General features: G+C 76.2%; 15 protein-coding genes. 9 read left to right on the top strand and 6 right to left on the bottom strand.

Annotated features, from left to right (window positions below; all coding sequences use genetic code 11):
* Window positions 1-10 precede the first annotated feature (10 nt).
* Window positions 11-514: an anthrone oxygenase family protein gene (locus tag JIG38_RS13865; RefSeq protein WP_199424417.1), complete on the bottom strand. Its 504-nt coding sequence runs from the start codon at window positions 512-514 to the stop codon at window positions 11-13.
* A complete protein-coding gene (locus tag JIG38_RS13860) occupies window positions 511-1,428 on the bottom strand; it encodes an SDR family oxidoreductase (RefSeq protein ID WP_199424416.1) in 918 nt (305 codons plus the stop codon). The genes JIG38_RS13865 and JIG38_RS13860 overlap by 4 nt, the downstream gene beginning before the upstream one ends.
* Before the next feature lie 108 nt (window positions 1,429-1,536).
* On the opposite strand from JIG38_RS13860, the gene JIG38_RS13855 reads away from it, so the two are divergent.
* Window positions 1,537-2,475, top strand: coding sequence for an AraC family transcriptional regulator (locus JIG38_RS13855; RefSeq protein WP_199424415.1), 939 nt, complete (start codon window positions 1,537-1,539; stop codon window positions 2,473-2,475).
* Window positions 2,476-2,550: 75 nt separating this feature from the next.
* Here the strand turns inward: JIG38_RS13855 and JIG38_RS13850 are convergent, their stop codons facing one another.
* Window positions 2,551-3,318: a phosphotransferase family protein gene (locus JIG38_RS13850; protein ID WP_199424414.1), complete on the bottom strand. Its 768-nt coding sequence runs from the start codon at window positions 3,316-3,318 to the stop codon at window positions 2,551-2,553.
* 111 nt (window positions 3,319-3,429) lie between these two features.
* On the opposite strand from JIG38_RS13850, the gene JIG38_RS13845 reads away from it, so the two are divergent.
* Window positions 3,430-4,113 carry a hypothetical protein gene (locus JIG38_RS13845; protein ID WP_199424413.1) on the top strand — a complete coding sequence of 228 codons (684 nt, stop codon included), beginning with the start codon at window positions 3,430-3,432 and terminating at the stop codon, window positions 4,111-4,113.
* Window positions 4,114-4,163: 50 nt separating this feature from the next.
* Here JIG38_RS13845 and JIG38_RS13840 read toward each other — a convergent pair whose 3' ends face one another.
* From JIG38_RS13840 to JIG38_RS13830, 3 genes are read right to left on the bottom strand one after another with little or no spacing between them, the layout of a single operon-like run.
* Complete coding sequence (locus tag JIG38_RS13840) at window positions 4,164-5,225, bottom strand: ATP-dependent DNA ligase (protein WP_199424412.1); 1,062 nt, start codon at window positions 5,223-5,225, stop codon at window positions 4,164-4,166.
* Between the two features lie 56 nt (window positions 5,226-5,281).
* Window positions 5,282-6,115: a DUF2599 domain-containing protein gene (locus tag JIG38_RS21080; protein ID WP_199424411.1), complete on the bottom strand. Its 834-nt coding sequence runs from the start codon at window positions 6,113-6,115 to the stop codon at window positions 5,282-5,284.
* Window positions 6,112-6,816 carry a LysE family translocator gene (locus JIG38_RS13830; RefSeq protein ID WP_199424410.1) on the bottom strand — a complete coding sequence of 235 codons (705 nt, stop codon included), beginning with the start codon at window positions 6,814-6,816 and terminating at the stop codon, window positions 6,112-6,114. Before JIG38_RS13830 ends, JIG38_RS21080 begins: the two co-directional genes overlap by 4 nt.
* 284 nt (window positions 6,817-7,100) lie before the next feature.
* Between JIG38_RS13830 and JIG38_RS13825 the strand changes: the two genes are divergently transcribed.
* The 7 genes from JIG38_RS13825 to JIG38_RS13795 all read left to right on the top strand — a co-directional run bounded on the left by JIG38_RS13825 (window position 7,101) and on the right by JIG38_RS13795 (window position 19,222).
* A complete protein-coding gene (locus tag JIG38_RS13825) occupies window positions 7,101-8,522 on the top strand; it encodes an HNH endonuclease signature motif containing protein (RefSeq protein WP_199424409.1) in 1,422 nt (473 codons plus the stop codon).
* A 236-nt stretch (window positions 8,523-8,758) separates the two neighbouring features.
* Window positions 8,759-11,155: a phosphoribosylformylglycinamidine synthase subunit PurL gene (gene purL, locus JIG38_RS13820; RefSeq protein ID WP_199424408.1), complete on the top strand. Its 2,397-nt coding sequence runs from the start codon at window positions 8,759-8,761 to the stop codon at window positions 11,153-11,155.
* 34 nt (window positions 11,156-11,189) lie between these two features.
* Window positions 11,190-11,915 (top strand): copper homeostasis protein CutC, encoded by a 726-nt coding sequence (locus JIG38_RS13815; RefSeq protein WP_199424407.1) that lies wholly within the window; start codon window positions 11,190-11,192, stop codon window positions 11,913-11,915.
* 145 nt (window positions 11,916-12,060) lie between these two features.
* A complete protein-coding gene (gdhA, locus tag JIG38_RS13810; RefSeq protein WP_199424406.1) occupies window positions 12,061-13,398 on the top strand; it encodes an NADP-specific glutamate dehydrogenase in 1,338 nt (445 codons plus the stop codon).
* Between the two features lie 97 nt (window positions 13,399-13,495).
* The gene (locus JIG38_RS13805; protein ID WP_199424405.1) at window positions 13,496-14,602 is read left to right on the top strand and encodes a hypothetical protein; all 1,107 of its coding nucleotides are present in this window, start codon (window positions 13,496-13,498) and stop codon (window positions 14,600-14,602) included.
* The gene (locus JIG38_RS13800) at window positions 14,599-14,976 is read left to right on the top strand and encodes a sterol carrier family protein (protein ID WP_199424404.1); all 378 of its coding nucleotides are present in this window, start codon (window positions 14,599-14,601) and stop codon (window positions 14,974-14,976) included. The genes JIG38_RS13805 and JIG38_RS13800 overlap by 4 nt, the downstream gene beginning before the upstream one ends.
* A gap of 193 nt (window positions 14,977-15,169) precedes the next feature.
* Window positions 15,170-19,222, top strand: coding sequence for an ExeM/NucH family extracellular endonuclease (locus JIG38_RS13795; protein ID WP_199424403.1), 4,053 nt, complete (start codon window positions 15,170-15,172; stop codon window positions 19,220-19,222).
* Window positions 19,223-19,333 lie beyond the last annotated feature (111 nt).

Raw genomic sequence — 19,333 nt, 5'->3', positions numbered from 1 at the left:
GCGTGCCGCGTCACGCGACCGCGGCACCCACCAGCGAGACCGCGGCGCCCAGCGCCGCCACCGTGCGCACGTGGTTCCACGCCACCCACTCGCGCAGGTACACGGCCCAGCGCGCGGCCGCCGCCGGGTCGGCGGCGTCCACGACGGCGAGCGCCTCGTTGCGCGGGACGTTCGCCGCTCCCGTGACACCGACCGTGCCGACGACGAAGAGCGCCGCGCCGGCGACGGCCCACGGCTCGCCGCCGCGGAGGCCCGCGACGGCGACGCCCACGCAGGCGAGCGCGGTGACCAGGAGCGGGCCGATGACGGGCACCCGGAGCGCGGCGCGGTTGATCGCCTGCATCGCCGCGAGCCCGCCCGCCGGCGGCAGCGAGCCGAGCCCGCGCATGACGAACGCCGAGAACGCGTAGAGCACGCCCCCGACGAGCGCGCAGGCGAGCGCGGTGGCGAGGAGCGCGACGTCGGCCGTCCCGGCCACGCCCGTCGCGCCGGCCACGGTGGACGCCCCGCTCACCGGACGTCCCACACGCCCGTCGGGGCGGTGGCCGCGACGTAGTCCGCGACGTGGCGGGGCTCACGACCCAGCGCGCGCCGGACGCCGTGGCCGAGGCGCTCGTTGCGGCCGTCCAGCACCTCCGTCACCAGGTACGTGAGCAGGTCCACGACGTCGTCGCCGTACGGCCGCAGCCCCGCCTGTAGCTCGCCGAGGGTGCAGGTGCGGAAGCCGACCTCGCGCCCGAGGCCGCGCGAGACCTCGGCCATGAGCTCGGGGAAGGTCACGAGCCGCGGCCCCGTCACGTCGTAGGTGCGGCCCGCGTGGTCCGGTCCGGTGAGCGCGGCGACGACGACGTCGGCGACGTCCTCGAGGTCGACCCAGGGCTCGCGGACGGTCGTGACGGGAAGCGCGAGCTCGCCGGCGCGGACGGCGTCGACCAGGAACCCCTCGCTGAGGTTCTGCGCGAACCACGCGCAGCGGACGACGGTCCACGCCAGGCCGTCCCGCCGGACCTCGAGCTCGGCGCGCTGGGCCTCGGGCTCGCCGCGGCCCGAGAGCAGGACGACCCGCCGCACGCCCGCGCGGACGGCCTCGTCGGCGAACGCGGCCACGGCCTCGGGCGCGCCGTCGACCGCGAGGTCGGGCACGAAGCACAGGTAGGCGGCGTCGACGCCCGCGAGCGCCGGCGCCCACGTCGTGCGGTCGGTCCAGTCGAACCGGACGGCGGCGCCCGACCCGGACGGCGGCGCCGCGGCGGGCGGTCCCGAACGCGAGCCGCTGCGGACGTGCACGCCGAGCGCCTCGAGGCGTGCGGCCACGCGACGGCCGGTCTTGCCGGTGCCGACGGTGAGGAGGACGGACGCCACGTCGGCGCGTGGGGGGTCGGGCGTCGGTGCGGGGGACGGGAGGGCGGAGGTCGGTGTGGTGGTCATGCAGCGAGCCAACCGTCACTCCACGAGACGATCCATGGCTGATCGGCTCGTCCGCATGTCCGATCGTCTACGGTCGGGGGACCTGCGACCGTCTCACCCGGAGGTGCCGTGGACGCCCTGACCGGTCTGCTCGACGGCCCGCGCGCCCGAGAGGCGTTCCTGCTGCGCTGCGTCATGGAGCCGCCGTGGTCGCTGCGCGTCCAGGACCGAGCCCCGCTCACGGTGGTCGCCCAGGTCGCCGGGAATGCGGAGCTGCGGCCCACCGACGGGCCGCCCGTGCACCTGACCCCGGGCGACGTCGCCGTCCTGCGCGGGCCCGAGCCCTACACGATGTGCGACGACGCCGGCACGGCGCCGCAGGCCGTGGTCCACCCGGGGCAGCGCTGCACGACGCCGGACGGCACGCCCCTGGCCGACGCGTGGCACCACGGCGTGCGGACCTGGGGCAACGACCCGGACGGCTCGACGGTCCTGCTCGTGGGCACCTACGAGCTCGCGGGCGAGGTCGGCGCCCGACTGCTCCGTGCGCTCCCGCCCGCGGTCGTGGTGGGCGGCACGACCGCGGGGGCGCTCGTCCCCATGCTCGCCGAGGAGGTCGTCCGCGACGAGCCCGGCCAGGAGGCCGTGCTGGACCGGCTGCTCGACCTCCTGCTCATCACCGTGCTCCGGCAGTGGTTCGCGCGACCCGACGGCGAGGCGCCCGCCTGGTACCGCGCGTGGGGCGACCCGGTCGTCGGGCCGGCCCTGCGGACGCTCCACCACAGCCCCGCCGAGCCCTGGACGGTCGAGCGCCTCGCCGCGACCACCGGCACGTCGCGCGCGGCGTTCTCGCGGCGGTTCACCGAGCTCGTCGGCGAGCCGCCGATGACCTTCCTCACCGGGTGGCGGCTCGCGCTCGCCGCCGACCTGCTAGCGCAGCCCGACGCGACGGTCGGCGCGGTCGCGCGCCAGGTCGGCTACGCGACGCCCTTCGCGCTGAGCGCGGCGTTCAAGCGCGTACGGGGGATGAGCCCGCAGCAGCACCGCGAGCGCGTGCGCGCGGGCTGACGTGGCGCGCACCGAGGTCGGGCGGGTGGGCTCACCGCAGGAGCACCGCGCGCAGCGAGGTGGGGCAGGGCCCGCTCAGGGCAGGAGCACCGCGCGCAGCGCGTCGGCGTGCCGCTCGACCCACGCCGCGTCGCGCGCCCACACCTCGCCGTGCCCCTCGTCCCACAGGCGGGACCACGGCTGCTCGCCGGTCCGGTGACCGTGCTCGAGGAGCGTGTGCATCGACCACGTCCGCGGGGCGAGGCTGCGTGCGAGGCGGTCGCGGCCGTCGTCGTCCAGCCCGTACCCGTCGGCGAGCGCGGCCAGGCGCGGGGCGACGTCGTCCCACGCCACGCCCGGCGCGAGGGGCACGAGGCCGTGCGCGAGGTAGGCGAGGTCCCACGTGCGGGTGCCGGGCGCGCAGCCGTCCCAGTCGATGAGGACGAGGCCGCCGTCGGGACGCACGACGAGGTTCCACGGCGCGACGTCGTTGTGGACCACGAGGTCGTCGCCGTCGGTCGGGATGGCGCAGACCCACTGCGCACCCGCGGGCGGCGCCCACCCGTCGAGGGCGTCGTGCAGGTCGCGCAGCAGGCGGCCGACCACGGCGGCGTCGAGCGGCGGCGCGCCCGCGGGCGCGGGGTGGGCGGGTGCGCCGGGCACGTGCTCCAGGACGTGCCGACCACGCTCGTCGACCCCGTGGCTCCGCGGCGCGTGCGGGTAGCCGACGTCGTGCAGGTGCTCGAGCAGCGCGTGCACCGCCGGCGTCTGGGGGCCGCCGGGCTTGCGCACGGTCGAGCCGACGCGCACGACGCCCTCGGCCACGTTGCCGCCGGTGAGCGGGACCTCGTCGGGCGGGTGCACGGCCCTATCCTGCCGCTCGTGGCGCACACCACATGATCGACGGGCTCAAGCGCGCCGCCGGACGGCCGATGGAGAACGGGGCGAGACTCGCCGGACGAGGGGGCTGGACGCATGGGTGCACGGGATCAGCGGGCGACGCCGGGCGCGCACCGCGCCCGCACGACGGCGGTCGCGGTCGGACTCGCCGCGGCGCTCGCCCTCACGGGCTGCTCGGCGCTGCCGTTCGGTGCCTCCGCCGGTGAGCCCGAGGTCGAGGCCAGCGCGGTGCAGGCGCCCGCCACCGTCGCGGACCTCCCGGTGCTCGACGGCGTCGTCGCGGGCGTGCCCGAGGGCTGGACCCCGACGGCCGTCGGCGCGCTCCAGCTCGCCGTGCCCGCCGGCTGGACGGACCTCGGCATGACGTCGCCCGAGGGCTGGGACTACCGCACGTACGTGCACCCGGTCACGCCCGCCGCGGCGGCCGCCGAGGCCCTCGCCGTGAGCGCCGACGGCGCGACGGTCGTGACCCGCACGCTCGAGGTCAGCGCGCTCCAGGGCGCGAGCACCTGGAAGGGCGGCTGGGCCGACATGACCGGGCAGCAGGGCTTCCGCCTCGACGTGCCCGGCGCGACGCTCGCGGGCGTCGACCTGCTCACCGAGCCGGCGTTCGAGGGCGCCACCGTCGAGATCCTGCGCGCGCAGGTCCACCTGCAGACCGCGGCGGGCGCCTACGTCCTCGTCGAGGTCACCGCCCCCGCGGGCGACGCCGGCCTGGCCGAGCTCCGCACGCTCGTGGGCACATTCGCGATGGTCTGACGGCGCGGCGCGGATGCCCGCGCCGGTGCGGCCCGGGGCGCCGGGCGACGTCAGCCCAGCACGTCGGCGAGCGCGAAGCGCACCGGTACCTCGAGCTGGGCGTACGTGCAGCTCTCGGGCTCGCGGTCCGGCCGCCAGCGGACGAACTGCGTCGTGTGCCGGAACCGCGCACCCTCCATGTGGTCGTAGCGCACCTCGACGACGCGCTCGGGCCGCAGCGGCACGAAGGACAGGTCCTTGCCGGAGTTCCACCGGCTGCCGGCCGCCTCCGTCGGCGTGCGCGTCCCGGACGCCTGCGCCTGCGCCGTCCACGGGTGGTCCGCGGCGTCGGTGACGAGCTCCTGGAGCTCGGCGAACAGCTCGCGCCGCCGCGCCATGGGGAACGAGCTGGTCACGCCCACGGAGGCGAGCGTCCCGTCGTCGTCGTACAGCCCGAGCAGGAGCGAGCCGACGGCGTCGTCCGCGGCCTTGTGCACGCGGTAGCCAGCGAGGACGCAGTCCGCGGTCCGCTCGTGCTTGATCTTGGCCATGACGCGCTTGTCGGCCTGGTACGGCTGGTCGAGGCGCTTGGCGACGACGCCGTCCAGCCCCGCGCCCTCGAACTCGGCGAACCAGCGGCGCGCCTCCTCGACGTCGCGCGTCGCGCGCGTGAGGTAGACGCCCGGGCCGCCGCCCGCGACGGCCTTCTCCAGCGCCGCGCGGCGCTCGCCGAACGGCCGGCCGGTGAGGTCCTCGTCGCCGAGCGCGAGGAGGTCGAAGACCACGAGGACGGCGGGCGTCTGCTCGGCGAGCAGGCGGACGCGCGAGTCGGCCGGGTGGATGCGCTGGAGCAGCGCCTCGAAGTCGAGGCCCGCGCCCTCGGCGTCGGCGACGACGATCTCGCCGTCCACCACGCACCGCTCGGGCAGCTCGCGGCGCACCGCGTCGACGACCTCGGGGAAGTACCGCGTCATCGGCTTGGTGTTGCGACTGCCGATCTCCACCTCGTCGCCGTCGCGGAAGACGATCGCGCGGAACCCGTCCCACTTGGGCTCGTAGAGCTGGTCGGGTGGGATCTCGTCGACGGACTTCGCGAGCATCGGGGCGACGGGGGGCAGCACCGGCAGGTCCATGGGCCCCAGTGTGGTGGTCCCCGCCGACACGGGCGAGGGCGGCGCCCCGCGAGCCGTCAGACGGGGTTGCAGGCCGCGGCGAGCACGCCGATGAAGCCGACGTCGGGCCGCCAGGGCTCGAGGTTCCAGGTCTCCTTGTCGGGCGCGCCGATCATGTGGCACAGGAGCTGGTCGTGCATCGACGACGACGTCGCCTCCTCGCCCACCAGCGCGAGGTGCGCCCAGACGAGGTCCGCCGCTGCCTGGCCGGCGACCCGGCTCCAGTCCGACGGCGCGACGGCGAGCGACCGGCCGCCCTCCTGCTCGGTCCACGTGGTCGTGACGACGGGGGAGTCCGAGGCCCAGAGCTGCGCGCCGCCGCGCGGCGGCCCGACGACGCGCACGAGGTCCGGTGCGGCCTGCTCGAGGCGGACGGCGTCGGACGCGGGCTCGACGACGCCGTCCGGGCTCGGGGCGGGCGTGGGCGCCGCGAGGCCCGCGACCACGGTGCCGGCGGCGTCGCGGACGACGGCCGAGCCGTCCTCGAGCACCTCGATCGTCCCGCCCGCGGGCGCGGCGACCAGCGCGAGGACGCCGTCGGGCACGTCGCCCGTGATCGTGGTCCGCGTCGAGCCGCCGAGGTCCTCGACCGTGACCGCGGAGCCGAGCGGGAGCGTCGCCGTGCCGCTGAGCGGGGTCAGGCGCGCCTGGAGGTCCGCCGCCGTCGAGCGCGCGTCGAGGGGCGGGAGGTCCGGTGCGGGGCTCTCGGTCGACGGGGGGACGGCGCGGTCGGTGGCCGGGGGCGGACCCGCCGCCGCGGGCGAGCAGGCTGCGAGCGCGGTGGTGAGGAGCGCGGCGAGCAGGGTCGCGCGGGGGTGCCGGGCCGTGGGCGCGCGGCCGGGGCGGCTCACGCGAGCCTGCGGACGGCCAGCGTCAGCGCGGCGAATGCGGTGAAGAGGGCGGCGGACACGCGGTCGAGCACGACCATGCGGACGCGGCCGAGCGCGCGGCGCGCGGCCGTCCCGCCGAGGACCCACAGCGTGTCCCCGACGCCGGCGATGCCGGTGAAGACCAGGCCGAGCAGGAGCATCTGGGACCACACCGGGCCGGCGCCGGGCCGGACGAACTGCGGGAGGAAGGCGAGGAAGAAGAGGGCCGCCTTGGGGTTGAGCAGGCCGACGAGGGCCGCGGCGCGGTAGGCCGACCGGAGGCCGGGAGCGCGGGGCGGGGTGGTCGTGGTCCCGTCGGGCTCGGCGGCCGCCGGGGCTGCGGCGTGTGCGGCGGCGTCGTCGGCCGCGGCGCTCGCGAACGTGCCGGGGGTCCGGGCCCGCAGCGCGCGCACGGCGAGCCACAGGAGCCAGGCCGCGCCCGCGATCTTGACCACGGTGAACGCGGTGGCGCTCGCCGCGAGGAGGGCGGAGACGCCCACGACCGCGGCGACCGTGTGCCCCAGGTTGCCCGTCACCACGCCGAGCACCGACGCCATGCCGGCGGGGCGGCCGCGGCGCAGGGTGGTCGCGAGGATGACGCCCACCGCGGGTCCGGGCGTGGCGACGAGCGCCGCCGACGCGGCGGAGAACGCGAGCAGGGTCTGGACGTCGAGCACGGCCACCTCCGGTGCTCATCGTGGCGGAGGCGGGGTGCGGGTGGAAGTCCGATCCACCGGTCGGGCGTGCGGGCCGGCGGCGGGGGCGGAGGGCGGGGCGTGGGCGGTCGCGGTGCGGCGCGTGGCGAGGGGTTCGCGCGACGGCGCGTGACGGGTCCGCGGTGGTGCACGGCGCCCCGCGCGGAGCCTGTCCACAGCGCGGCGCAGGCATTGTCGGGACGAGGCCACCGCGATAGCATTCGAACAGGTGTTCGAGCGGGGAGCGGGTGGCGATGAGTGGTCAAGGGGCGGTGCTCGACCGACCGCCCCTGCGCGCCCCGAGCGCGTCGCTCGACGCCAACCCGCGCGAGCCGGACGGCGACGCGTGGCCGCGGACGTGCGTGGGGCTCGAGCTCGACCTCGAGCCGGGGGCGAGGCCCGAGGTGGTTCTCGTGGAGCGCGCGGCGCACCTGCTGGCCCCTGCGCGAACGGCGCACGCGTGGTCGGTCGAGGAGCGTCGCCACGCGATGCGGGCGATCGACCAGGTGGTCGGGGTCCTGACCGCCCTGCGGGGCGACCTGCTCCTGGCCGAGCGGGATGCCGGGGCGTGGCGGACGTCGGGGGATCCGTCGTTCGAGGCGTGGCGGGCGCGGACCTCGCGTGCCGGGGCGGGCGCGGTGCGGTCCCAGGTGCGACAGGCGGAGGCGGCCGCGCAGCTGCCAGCGGTCCGTGAGGCAGTGGTGGCCGGTGCGACGACGACGGCGCACCTGGATGCCCTGGCCAGAGTCGTCGCCCAGGCCGCCCCACCGGTGCAGGCAGCGCTCGCGGCGCCCGCGGTGCAGGCCGAGCTCGTGGACGCGGCCCGTCGGATGGACGCGCCGACGTTCGCCCGGGCGGCGGCGCGGGTCGCGGCCCGGCTGGACCCGGTGGCGCACGAGCGCTCGCACCAGGCGCAGCGGGCGGCGAGGTTCCTGCACCTGGCCGACACCCCCGACGGCACCAGGATCAACGGTCTCGTGGACCGGATGGCCGGGCACCGCCTGCGTCTGGCCCTGGAGGCGGTGTCGCCGAGGCCGGCGCAGGACGACGACCGGACGCCCGAGCAGCGTCGCGCCGACGCCCTGGACACCCTGGCCGAGAAGGTCCTGGCCGCGCCCGAGACCCTCAGCGGTGCCGCCGTGCGCCCCCACGTCTCGTTCCACATGACCGAGGCCACCTGGGCGGGCCTGCGGGCCCTGCGGTCGGCCGCCGCGGAAGTCGACGCCGACGCCTCGGCGTTCGGTGGCCTGGAGCCGGTGGCTCTCGACGACGGCTCCCCGGTCCCGCTGAGCGAGGTCGCCCGGGCCCTGTGCGACTGCGAGCTGACCCGCATCGTCCTGGACGCCGACGGCGCGCCGCTGGACGTCGGCCGCACCCAGCGCACCTACACCGGTGCCCAGCGCCGCGCGGTCGTGGCCCGTGACCGTGGCTGCGGCTGGAACGGGTGCGCGGCCCAGGCGAGATGGTGCGAGGTCCACCACATCCGCTGGTGGGACCGCGACACCGGCCCGACCAGCGTCGACAACGGCGTCCTGCTGTGCTCCTTCCATCACCACGAGGTCCACCGCCGCGACCTCGCGATCCGGCGCGTCAGTGCTCCACCGGGCGACCCGCCCGGCACGCGCTACGTGTTCACCGACCCCACCGGCCGCGCCCTGTCACCCCCGCCACCGGGACCCTCTCGCGCGCCGTGACGCCCTGACCACCGTCGCGTGGGCCCGACCGGACGCACGAGCGGTGCAGTGGGGGGGGGGGGGGGGGGGGGGGGGGGGGGGGGGGGGGGGGGGGGGCCCCCCCCCCCACCCCCCACGGAATCGCGGACGCCACCACGACGCGACCGGTCACGGGGCAGTCGCGAGACGGCGGGCCGGGCAGAGGTGAGCCGCCGGTAGCCTGGGCGAGTCCCCATGGCCCTCCCGGACGGGAATCGATGACCTCCACCGACGCTGCCGCCGCGACCCCCGAGAAGGCCCCCGGGGCGAGCCCCGAGACCGGGCTCCCCGACACGGTCGACCACGCCGCCGCCACGCCCGACGTCGCCCTCCCGTACGCCGAGCTCGGCCTCAAGCCGGACGAGTACCAGCGCATCGTCGACCTGCTGGGCCGCCGCCCGACCGCCGCCGAGCTCGCCATGTACTCGGTCATGTGGTCCGAGCACTGCTCGTACAAGTCGTCCAAGGTCCACCTGCGCCAGTTCGGCGACAAGGTGAGCGACGCGATGAAGGAGCACCTCCTCGTCGGCATCGGCGAGAACGCGGGCGTCGTCGACATCGGCGACGGCTGGGCCGTGACCTTCAAGGTCGAGAGCCACAACCACCCGAGCTTCGTCGAGCCGTACCAGGGGGCCGCGACCGGCGTCGGCGGCATCGTGCGCGACATCATCTCGATGGGCGCGCGTCCCGTGGCGGTGATGGACCAGCTGCGGTTCGGCGCGATCGACCACCCCGACACCGCGCGCGTCGTGCACGGCGTCGTCGCCGGCGTCGGCGGCTACGGCAACTCGCTCGGCCTGCCGAACATCGGCGGCGAGGTCGTGTTCGACCCGGCCTACCAGGGCAACCCGCTCGTCAACGCGCTGTGCCTCGGCGTGCTCCGGCACGAGGACATCCACCTCGCCAACGCCTCCGGCGCGGGCAACAAGGTCGTCCTCTTCGGCGCGCGCACGGGCGGCGACGGCATCGGCGGTGCGTCGATCCTCGCGAGCGAGACCTTCGACGACACCAAGCCCTCGAAGCGGCCGTCGGTCCAGGTGGGCGACCCCTTCATGGAGAAGGTGCTCATCGAGTGCTGCCTCGAGCTCTACGCGGCGCAGGTCGTCGAGGGCATCCAGGACCTGGGCGCCGCCGGCATCTCGTGCGCCACGAGCGAGCTCGCGTCCAACGGCGACGGCGGCATGCACGTCGACCTCGAGAAGGTGCTGCTGCGCGACCCGACGCTCACGGCCGGCGAGATCCTCATGTCGGAGTCGCAGGAGCGCATGATGGCCGTCGTCCGGCCGGACAAGCTCGACGAGTTCCTCGCGATCACCGGGCGGTGGGACGTCGAGACCGCCGTGATCGGCGAGGTCACGGGCACGGGTCGGCTGACCATCGACCACTTCGGCCACCGCATCGTCGACGTCGACCCGCGCACCGTGGCCCACGAGGGCCCGGTCTACCACCGGCCCTACGCGCGCCCCGCGTGGATGGACGGCCTGCAGGCCGACACGGTGAGCGGGCCCGAGGGCGCCGCCCGCTACGCGCGGCCGGCGTCCGGGGATGAGCTCCGCGACACGCTGCTGCGCCTCGTCGCGTCCCCCAACCTCGCGAGCAAGGCGTGGGTGACCGACCAGTACGACCGCTTCGTGCAGGGCAACACCGCGCTCGCCCAGCCCGACGACGCCGGCGTCGTGCGCGTCGACGAGAGCACGGGCCTCGGCGTCGCGCTCGCGACGGACGCGAACGGCCGCTACGCCAAGCTCGACCCGTACGCGGGCGCGCAGCTCGCGCTGGCCGAGGCGCACCGGAACGTCGCGACGTCGGGAGCGCGCCCGCTCGCGGTGACCGACTGCCTCAACTTCGGCTCGCCCGAGGACCCGGACGCCATGTGGCAGCTCGTCCGGGCCATCGAGGGCCTCGCCGACGCCTGCCTCGAGCTCGGCATCCCCGTGACCGGCGGCAACGTCTCGCTCTACAACGGCACGGGCGAGCCCGGCACGATCGACTCGTCGATCCACCCGACCCCCGTCGTCGGCGTGCTCGGCGTGCTCGACGACGTCGCGCGCGCGACGCCGTCGGGCTGGCGCCTTCCCGGCCAGGCGATCTACCTCCTGGGCGCCACGAGGGGCGAGCTCGACGGCTCGGCGTGGGCCGACGTCGTCCACGGCCAGCTCGGCGGGCTCCCGCCGCAGGTCGACCTCGCGGCCGAGCGGACGCTCGCCGCGATCCTGGTGAACGCCTCGCGCGACGGCCTGGTCGACGCGGCGCACGACCTCTCCGAGGGCGGCCTCGCGCAGGGCCTCGTCGAGGCGTGCCTGCGCTACGGCACCGGCGCCCGCGTGTGGCTGGGTGAGCTCTGCGACCGCGACGGCGTCACGCCGTTCGAGGCGCTGTTCGCCGAGTCGACGGCCCGGGCGGTCGTCGCCGTGCCGCGCACCGAGGAGGTCCGGTTCGTCGACATGTGCACGGCGCGCGGCTACCCCGTGCTGCGCATCGGCGTGACCGACGACGCCCCGCTCGACGGGGCCGACGACGCCGGCCCGGCGCTCGAGGTCCAGGAGCTGTTCAGCGTGACGCTGGGCGAGCTCGCCGACGCGCACCGCGCGACCCTGCCGCGCCACTTCGGCTGACGGCGCGCCGGTCGTGGCGGGCGGGGGCACGCGCGTGGTCACGGTCGAGGTCGCGGTCCAGGACGCCGCGGGGGCCCGCGCCGCGCTCGCGGGCGGCGCCGACCGCGTCGAGCTGTGCGCGGGCCTCGCCGCGACCGGCGGGCTCAGCCCGACGCCCGCGGCGGTCGCGCGCGTCGCGGCCGTGGGGCTGCCGGTGCACGTGCTCGTCCGGCCCCGCGCGGGCGGCTTCGTGCACGACGGGGACGAGCGTGCGCTGCTCGTCGCCGAGGTGCGCGACGCGGTCGCCGCGGGTGCCGCCGGCGTCGTCGTGGGCGCCCTGACGCCGGGGCTGGAGGTCGACCGGGCCGTGCTCGACGCGCTCGTGGCCGCGGCGGCCGGGGCCGAGGTGACCTTCCACCGCGCCTTCGACGTCGTCGCGGACCGGGCCGCCGCGCTCGACGTGCTCGCCGGCGCCGGTGTGACGCGCGTGCTGACCTCGGGCGGCGCCGCGCGGGCCGGCGACGCGGTGGGTGAGCTCGCGCGCCTCGTCCGGCACGCCGCCGGCCGGGTCGAGGTCATGGCCGGCGGCGGCCTCACGCCCGCCGCGGCCCCGGCCGTCCTGGCGGCGGGCGTCGACGCCGTCCACCTCTCGGCGCGCGGCGGCGTGGAGGACCGGGGCCCGTCGGGGCCGGGCGGGGGCGACGGCGGCGGACGCGACGTGACCGACGTCGACGTCGTGCGCGCGGTCGTCGCGGCCGCGCGGGCGGTCGCGCGCGGCTGAGGCGGGACACTCCCGTCGTCGGGCGGCCGAGCGGGGACCCCCGCGCCGGCGCGGTGCACGACGACCGCACCGCGGACGCCCGTCGGGTGGCGCCCCGCGCGCGATTACTGTCGATGGTTCGCCCCCAGCACGCCCCGGAGGTCCCGTGGACACCGCACTCGAGTCGATCTACGCGCAGGTCCTGCGCCGCAACCCCGGCGAGGCCGAGTTCCACCAGGCCGTGCGCGAGGTCTTCGACACCCTCGGCCCCGTGGTGAGCAAGCACCCGCACTACGCCGACGCCGCCGTCCTCGAGCGCATCTGCGAGCCCGAGCGCCAGATCATCTTCCGCGTGCCGTGGGTCGACGACGCGGGCCGCGTGCAGATCCACCGCGGCTTCCGGGTCGAGTACAACTCCGCGCTCGGGCCCTACAAGGGCGGGCTGCGGTTCCACCCGTCGGTCTACCTCGGCATCGTCAAGTTCCTCGGCTTCGAGCAGATCTTCAAGAACGCCCTCACGGGCATGCCCATCGGCGGCGGCAAGGGCGGCTCCGACTTCGACCCGCGCGGCCGGTCCGAGGGTGAGGTCATGCGGTTCTGCCAGTCGTTCATGACCGAGCTGTACCGGCACCTGGGCGAGTACACCGACGTGCCCGCGGGGGACATCGGCGTCGGCGGCCGCGAGATCGGCTTCCTCTTCGGCCAGTACAAGCGGATCACCAACCGCTACGAGTCGGGCGTGCTCACGGGCAAGGGCCTGACGTGGGGCGGCTCGCTCGTGCGCACCGAGGCCACGGGCTACGGGACCGTCCTGTTCGCGCAGGAGATGCTGCGCACGACCGGCCGGTCCTTCGACGGCCTGCGCGTCGCGGTCTCGGGGGCGGGCAACGTCGCGATCTACGCGATCGAGAAGGCGCAGGAGCTCGGCGCGCGCGTCGTCACCTTCTCCGACTCGTCCGGCTACGTCGTCGACGAGGCGGGTGTGGACCTCGCGCTCCTCAAGGACGTCAAGGAGGTCCGCCGCGGGCGCGCGGCCGACTACGTCGCGGAGCGCCCGGGCGCCCGCCTGGTGACCGACGGCCGCATCTGGGACGTGCCCGTCGACGTCGCGCTGCCGTGCGCGACCCAGAACGAGCTCGACGGCGACGACGCGAAGACGCTCCTCACGCACGGCGTCGTCGCCGTCGCCGAGGGGGCCAACATGCCGACGTCGCCCGACGCCGTCGCGCTGCTCCAGGAGGCGGGCGTGCTGTTCGCGCCGGGCAAGGCCGCGAACGCGGGGGGCGTCGCGACGTCGGCGCTCGAGATGCAGCAGAACGCCTCGCGCGACTCGTGGACCTTCGAGCACACCGAGGAGCGGCTCGCCGAGATCATGACCGGGATCCACGACCGGTGCGCCGCGACGGCCGACGAGTACGGCGCGCCCGGCAACTACGTGCTCGGGGCGAACATCGCGGGCTTCCGACGCGTGGCCGACGCGATCCTCGCGCTCGGGGTGATCTGACGCGATCCGGGCCGCGGACCGCCACGGGCGCAGGGCCGTGCCTGCGATCATGACGCGGGGGCGTGTCGGCATGCCCCACGACGGGGGGAGCGGCGGCATGCGAGGTCACGACGCGCGGCGCGCCGGCGGGCGGCTCGCGCTCGTCGGGCTGCTCGCCGCCGGACTGGTCGGCGGGTGCTCGACACCCGTCGACCGTGAGCGGGCCACCGACACCCCTCCCTCGCCCTCCTCGTCGCCCGCCGCCGACGCCGGACCGGAGGAGGCCGAGATCGGCCCCGTCTCGCAGATGCTGGCCTCCCTGCGGGGGCTGGTCGAGGAGAGCGAGGCGGACCGGAGGCGCCGGGTCGAGGCCGTCGAGGCGGCCGTCGCCGCGTGCATGGCCGAGCAGGGGTTCACGTACGAGCCGACGCCCTACGTCCCGATGCCCGCGACGTCGGGCGAGCCGCCCGTCGCGCAGGACGAGGACGGACCGGGCCTGGGCTACGGCATCGCCGCCGGCGCCGCGGGCACGATGCCGGCGCCGCCTGGTGCCGTCGTCCTGGTCGACCCCAACGCGTCGGCGGTCGAGGCGATGTCCGACGCGGAGCGGACCGCGTGGGACCTCACCCTCTACGGCCCGGGCCAGGGCGAGGCGTACGCCGCGGGCGAGGAGCCCTACGACTGGACCCGGTACGGGTGCTACGGCCGTGCCCAGCACGACGTCCCCGGCGCGATCCGCCCGCAGTTCGACGCGTCGGCCTTCGCGACCCTCGAGGCCGAGATCCGGGCGATGGTCGACGCCGTCGCGACCGACCCGGCCCTCGCCGAGACCGTCGGCGCGTGGAGCGCGTGCATGGCGGACGCGGGCTACCCGGGCTACACGGGCACCAGGCAGCCGATGGACGAGATCCAGGACGCGTCCGGCGTCATCTGGCAGGAGACCTACGGCAGCGCCGCGCTCGACCTCAGCACGGACGACTACACGACGTCGGCGGCGTACCTCGAGGCGCAGGCCGAGTACCAGCGCCGGCACGCGGAGCTCGCGGCGACCGAGGTGCCCCTGGCCGAGGCGGACCGGGGGTGCCTCGAGGAGGTCGGCTACGCGGAGGCGCGTGCGGCCGCCGCCCTCGCCGCGGAACGCGCCTTCTTCGCGACCCACCAGGCCGAGCTCGAGGCCTACCGCGCGGCCCACGAGGAGTTCGCGGCCTCGCTGGGGGACGCGTGAGCCCCCGGCGGCGCACCGACCCCGACGACGGGCGGGCCGCGCTCGCCGCGTGGCGCGCGGACCCTGCCGGGGCGCCGCGCGCCGCCGTCCGCACGGCCGTGCGGTTCACGCTCGAGGAGCTCGCCGACGTGGCGCCCGGGAACGCGGTCGAGGTGCGCGTCCCGCCCGACGGCGCCGTCCAGGCCGTCGAGGGGCCGCGCCACACGCGCGGCACGCCGCCGAACGTCGTCGAGACGGACCCGCAGACGTGGCTCGTGCTCGTCACCGGCGCCGTGACCTGGGCGGACGCGGTCGCGAGCGGCGCCGTCCGGGCGTCGGGCGAGCGCGCCGACCTCGCGGCGTACCTGCCGCTGCAGGCCGCGCGCCCGCGGTGACCCCGTGCGCCGGTGGCGTGCCTGACGACCGCATGGTGAACACCATGTCCGGTGCGTGAACACTCGTCATCAGGGTCATGGCCGCGCATGACGGGGGTCTGGTTTTTCACCCGGGTGACGTCTAGCGTCCGACCGGTCGGAGCGCCGTGGAGCGCCCCCGGCGCCGTTCGGACGACCCCTGGAGGTCAGCCAGATGCATCCCCCACGGCGCGGCACACCGCGCCTCCTCCTCCTCTCGGCAGCCGGGGCCACCGCCCTCGCGACCGGGATCGTGGCCCCCGCCGCGGCCGACGACGTCGTCGCCGCTGCGGCCACCCACACCATCGCCGACGTGCAGGGCGCCGCCGACGCGACGCCCCTCGCCGGCGCCACCGTCACCGTCGAGGGCGTGGTCACCGCCGACCACCGCGAGGGTGGCTACCGCGGCCTGTACATCCAGACCGCCGGCTCCGGCGGCACCGCGGACGCGACCCCCGGCGCGTCGGACGGCATCTTCGTCTTCCTCGGCAGCCGGACGACCACGGCCGCCATCGGCGACACCGTGAGCGTCACGGGCGTGGCCGCGGAGTACTTCGGGCTCACCCAGCTCAACGCGAGCGCCGCGAGCGCCGTCGTCGAGGTGCTCGGGACCGGCACGCTGCCCGCGCCGGTGCCGCTGCCCGACGCGGTGCGCGGAGCCGACCGCGAGCAGTACGAGGGCATGCTCGTCGCCCCCGAGGGCGAGTACCGCGTCGCCTCGACGCACGAGGTCGAGCGCTTCGGCTCGGTGTGGCTCACCGCCGGCACGACGCTGCCCGTGAAGAGCACCGAGCAGGTGCGCCCGGGCCCGGACGCCGACGCGATCGCCGCCGACAACCGCGCGCGCCAGCTCCTGCTCGACGACGGCCGCAACAACCAGGTCACGGGCCTCACGCAGCCGTACCTCACGGGCAGCGACCCCGTGCGCACGGGCGACGCCGCCGTCTTCTCCGGCCAGACGTACGTGCTCCACTACGGCTTCGACCGGTGGCGTCTCCAGCCGACGACGCCGCTCAGCGCGAGCACGTCCGACGCGCTCGAGCCGGTGTTCGCCGAGCTCAACCCGCGCCCCGCGGCCCCCGACGCCGTCGGCGGCGACCTCACCGTCGCGGCCTTCAACGTCCTCAACTACTTCACGACGCTCACCTCGCAGGACCCGGACGCCCGCGGCGCCGCGACCGCCGAGGCGTTCGCGATCCAGAAGGCGAAGATCGTCGCCGCGATCTCCGCGCTCGACGCCGACGTCGTCGCCCTGCAGGAGATCGAGAACTCGGTCCACTTCGGCGACGGGACGCCGGACGTCGCGCTCGCCGACCTCGTCGCGGGCCTCAACGCCGCCGCGGGCGCCGAGGAGTGGGCGTACGTGCCGACGCCCGCCGCGCTCGTGGGCGCCGGCGCGCCCGAGACCGACGTGATCATGAACGCGGTGATCTACCGAACGGCATCGGTCACGCCGCTCGGCGCGTCCGCGACGCAGGTCGACGAGACCGTGTGGGACATCGCGCGCGAGCCGATCGCGCAGGCGTTCACGCCGGCCGGCGAGGGCGACCCCTTCCTGGTCGTCGCGAACCACTTCAAGTCCAAGAGCGGCGACGGCGCCGAGCCGGCCGACGGCCAGGGACGCTTCAACGCCGAGCGGGTCGAGCAGGCGCAGGCCGTGCTCGCGATGGTCGGCGAGGTCCAGGCGCAGACCGGCCTGGAGGACGTCGTCGTGCTGGGTGACCTCAACGCGTACGCGCAGGAGGACCCGATCGTCGAGTTCACGTCGGCGGGCTGGGTCGACCTCGTCCCGGCGCGTGCCGCCGGCCAGGCGACGTACACGTTCGACGGCGAGCTGGGCTCGCTCGACCACGCCCTCGCGACGCCGTCCTTCGCGGCGCGCGTCACCGGCGCCGACGTCTGGGACATCAACGCCGACGAGTGGTCCGGCTACCAGTACTCGGCGTCGTACCCCGACGCGAGCCACGTGTACCGCGCCTCGGACCACGACCCGATCGTGCTCGGCGTGACCGCGGGCGGCGACGTCGCGGGCACGGTCGAGATCGACCTCCTCGGGATCAACGACTTCCACGGCCGGATCGAGAAGGAGAACCCGCCGTCCGGCGTCGCCGGCGCGGCCGTCCTCGGCGGCGCGGTCGACGCGTTCCGGGCCGAGAACCCGAGCACGCTGTTCGTCTCGGGCGGCGACAACATCGGCGCGTCGACGTTCACGTCCTTCGTGGCGGACGACCAGCCGACCCTCGACGTGCTCGACGCCATCGGGCTCGACGTCTCGGCGATCGGCAACCACGAGCTCGACCAGGGCCGCGTGGACCTCGAGGACCGGGTCGTCCCGCAGGTCGAGTTCCCCTACCTCGCGGCGAACCTCTACGACACCACGACCGGCGAGCCCGCCTTCGAGGAGTCGTGGGTGACCGAGGTCGACGGGATCGACGTCGGCTTCGTCGGCGCCGTCACGGCCGAGCTGCCCTCGCTGGTGAGCCCCACCGGGATCGCCACGATCGAGACGCGCCCGGTCGTCCCGGAGGTCAACCGCGTCGTCGGTGAGCTCACCGACGGCGACGCGGCCAACGGCGAGGCGGACGTCGTCGTGCTCCTGGTCCACGAGGGCCCGGCGTCGAGCGCCATCGAGGACGCGACGGACGACTCCGTGTTCGGCCAGATCGTGGCCGGGGTCGACCCCGAGGTCGACGTCATCTTCGCCGGTCACACGCACCAGGCCCACGCGCACCAGATCCCGGTCGTCGGCTGGCCCGAGGGCCTCACCCGGCCGGTCGTCCAGAGCGGCGAGTACGGGCAGAACCTGGCGCACGTGACGCTCACGGTCGACGCCGCTACGGGCGACGTGACCGCGAGCGCGTCCGAGATCGTGCCGCTCGCCCCCGGCGGGGTGGCGGCGTTCCCGGCGGACCCCGAGGTCGCGGCGATCGTCGCGGCCGCGAAGGCCGCTGCGGACGAGCTCGGCAAGGCGTCGCTCGGCCAGATCACCGACGACGTCATGCGCGCGCGGCAGAACCCCGCCGGCACGCCGCCCGTGGCGGACACCAACCGCGGCGGCGAGTCGACGCTCGGCAACCTCGTGGCGGACGTCCAGCTCTGGGCGACGCAGGACGTGGGCGCCGAGATCGCGTTCATGAACCCGGGCGGCCTGCGCGCGGACCTCACGTACGCGTCGAGCGGCCCGGGCGACCCGGACGGCAACGTCACCTACCGCGAGGCGGCGACGGTCCAGTCGTTCGCCAACACGCTCGTGACGATGACCCTCACGGGCACGCAGGTCGTGCAGGTGCTCGAGGAGCAGTGGCAGCCGTCGACGGCGAGCCGGCCGTTCCTCAAGCTCGGCGTCGCGGGGCTGACGTACACCTACGACCCGACCGCAGCGGCGGGCGAGCGCATCACCGAGGTGCTCGTGGGCGACACGCCCCTGGACCCGAACGGGTCCTACCGCGTCGTCGCGAACTCCTTCCTGGCCGGCGGCGGCGACAACTTCGCCACGCTCGGCCTGGGCGCGGACAAGCGTGACTCCGGTCGCGTCGACCTCCAGGCGTTCGTCGACTACCTCGCGGAGTTCTCCCCGGTCGCCCCGGACCTGGCCCAGCGGGCCGTCGGGGTGGACCTCACCGCGCCGGCCGAGGGCTACCTCCCCGGTGACACCGTCACCGTGGCCCTGTCCTCGCTGCTGTTCAGCGCGGGCGAGCCGCAGGACGGCGCCGAGGTCGCGCTCTCCGTGGGCGGGCAGGTCGTCGCCACGGCGCCGATCGACCCGACGATCGTCGACACGACCGACGAGGTCGGCCGCGCGACGGTGACGTTCACGGTGCCGGCGGGCACGCCGCCGGGCGAGCTCACCGTCACGGGTGCCGTCGCGGTGACCGGGACGCAGTTCACGTTCACCGTGCCGGTCGCCGAGGCGCCCGAGCCGGCGACGTGCCGCGTCGACTACGTCGCGCAGCCGCTCGGGGCCGGGCTGTTCCTCAGCGCGGTCCAGGTGACCAACCTCACTGACGAGCGTCTGCGGGGCTGGGACCTCACGTGGGACTACACCCAGGGCGAGCGCGCGCTGCTCGGCCTCGGGGCCCGCGTGGACCAGGACGGGACGACCGTGACCGCGACGAGCCGTGCGGTCCTGCGGCCCGACCGGACGGCGTCGTTCCTGCTGCTCGGCTTCGGCTCGCCGGGCGAGCCGACGGGCTTCGCGCTCGACGGCGTGGCCTGCGCGACCGAGTGATCGCGTCCGAGTGAGGCGTGCGGGGGCCCCCCCCCCCCCCGGGGGGGGCCCCCCCCCCCCCGGGGGGGGGGGGGGCCCCCCCCCCCGCCCCCCCCCCCGCCCCCCCCCCCC

Source organism: Actinotalea solisilvae, assembly GCF_016464425.1.
GTDB classification, from domain to species: Bacteria; Actinomycetota; Actinomycetes; order Actinomycetales; family Cellulomonadaceae; genus Actinotalea; species Actinotalea solisilvae.
This window is presented reverse-complemented; position numbering and strand designations above follow the sequence as displayed.

Coding starts and splice junctions, on each gene's coding strand:
- JIG38_RS13845 (WP_199424413.1), top strand. CDS start 3,430: ATGGGTGCACGGGATCAGCGGGCGACGCCGGGCGCGCACCGCGCCCGC.
- JIG38_RS13840 (WP_199424412.1), bottom strand. CDS start 5,225: ATGGACCTGCCGGTGCTGCCCCCCGTCGCCCCGATGCTCGCGAAGTCC.
- JIG38_RS13805 (WP_199424405.1), top strand. CDS start 13,496: ATGCGAGGTCACGACGCGCGGCGCGCCGGCGGGCGGCTCGCGCTCGTC.
- JIG38_RS13860 (WP_199424416.1), bottom strand. CDS start 1,428: ATGACCACCACACCGACCTCCGCCCTCCCGTCCCCCGCACCGACGCCC.
- JIG38_RS13795 (WP_199424403.1), top strand. CDS start 15,170: ATGCATCCCCCACGGCGCGGCACACCGCGCCTCCTCCTCCTCTCGGCA.
- purL (WP_199424408.1), top strand. CDS start 8,759: ATGACCTCCACCGACGCTGCCGCCGCGACCCCCGAGAAGGCCCCCGGG.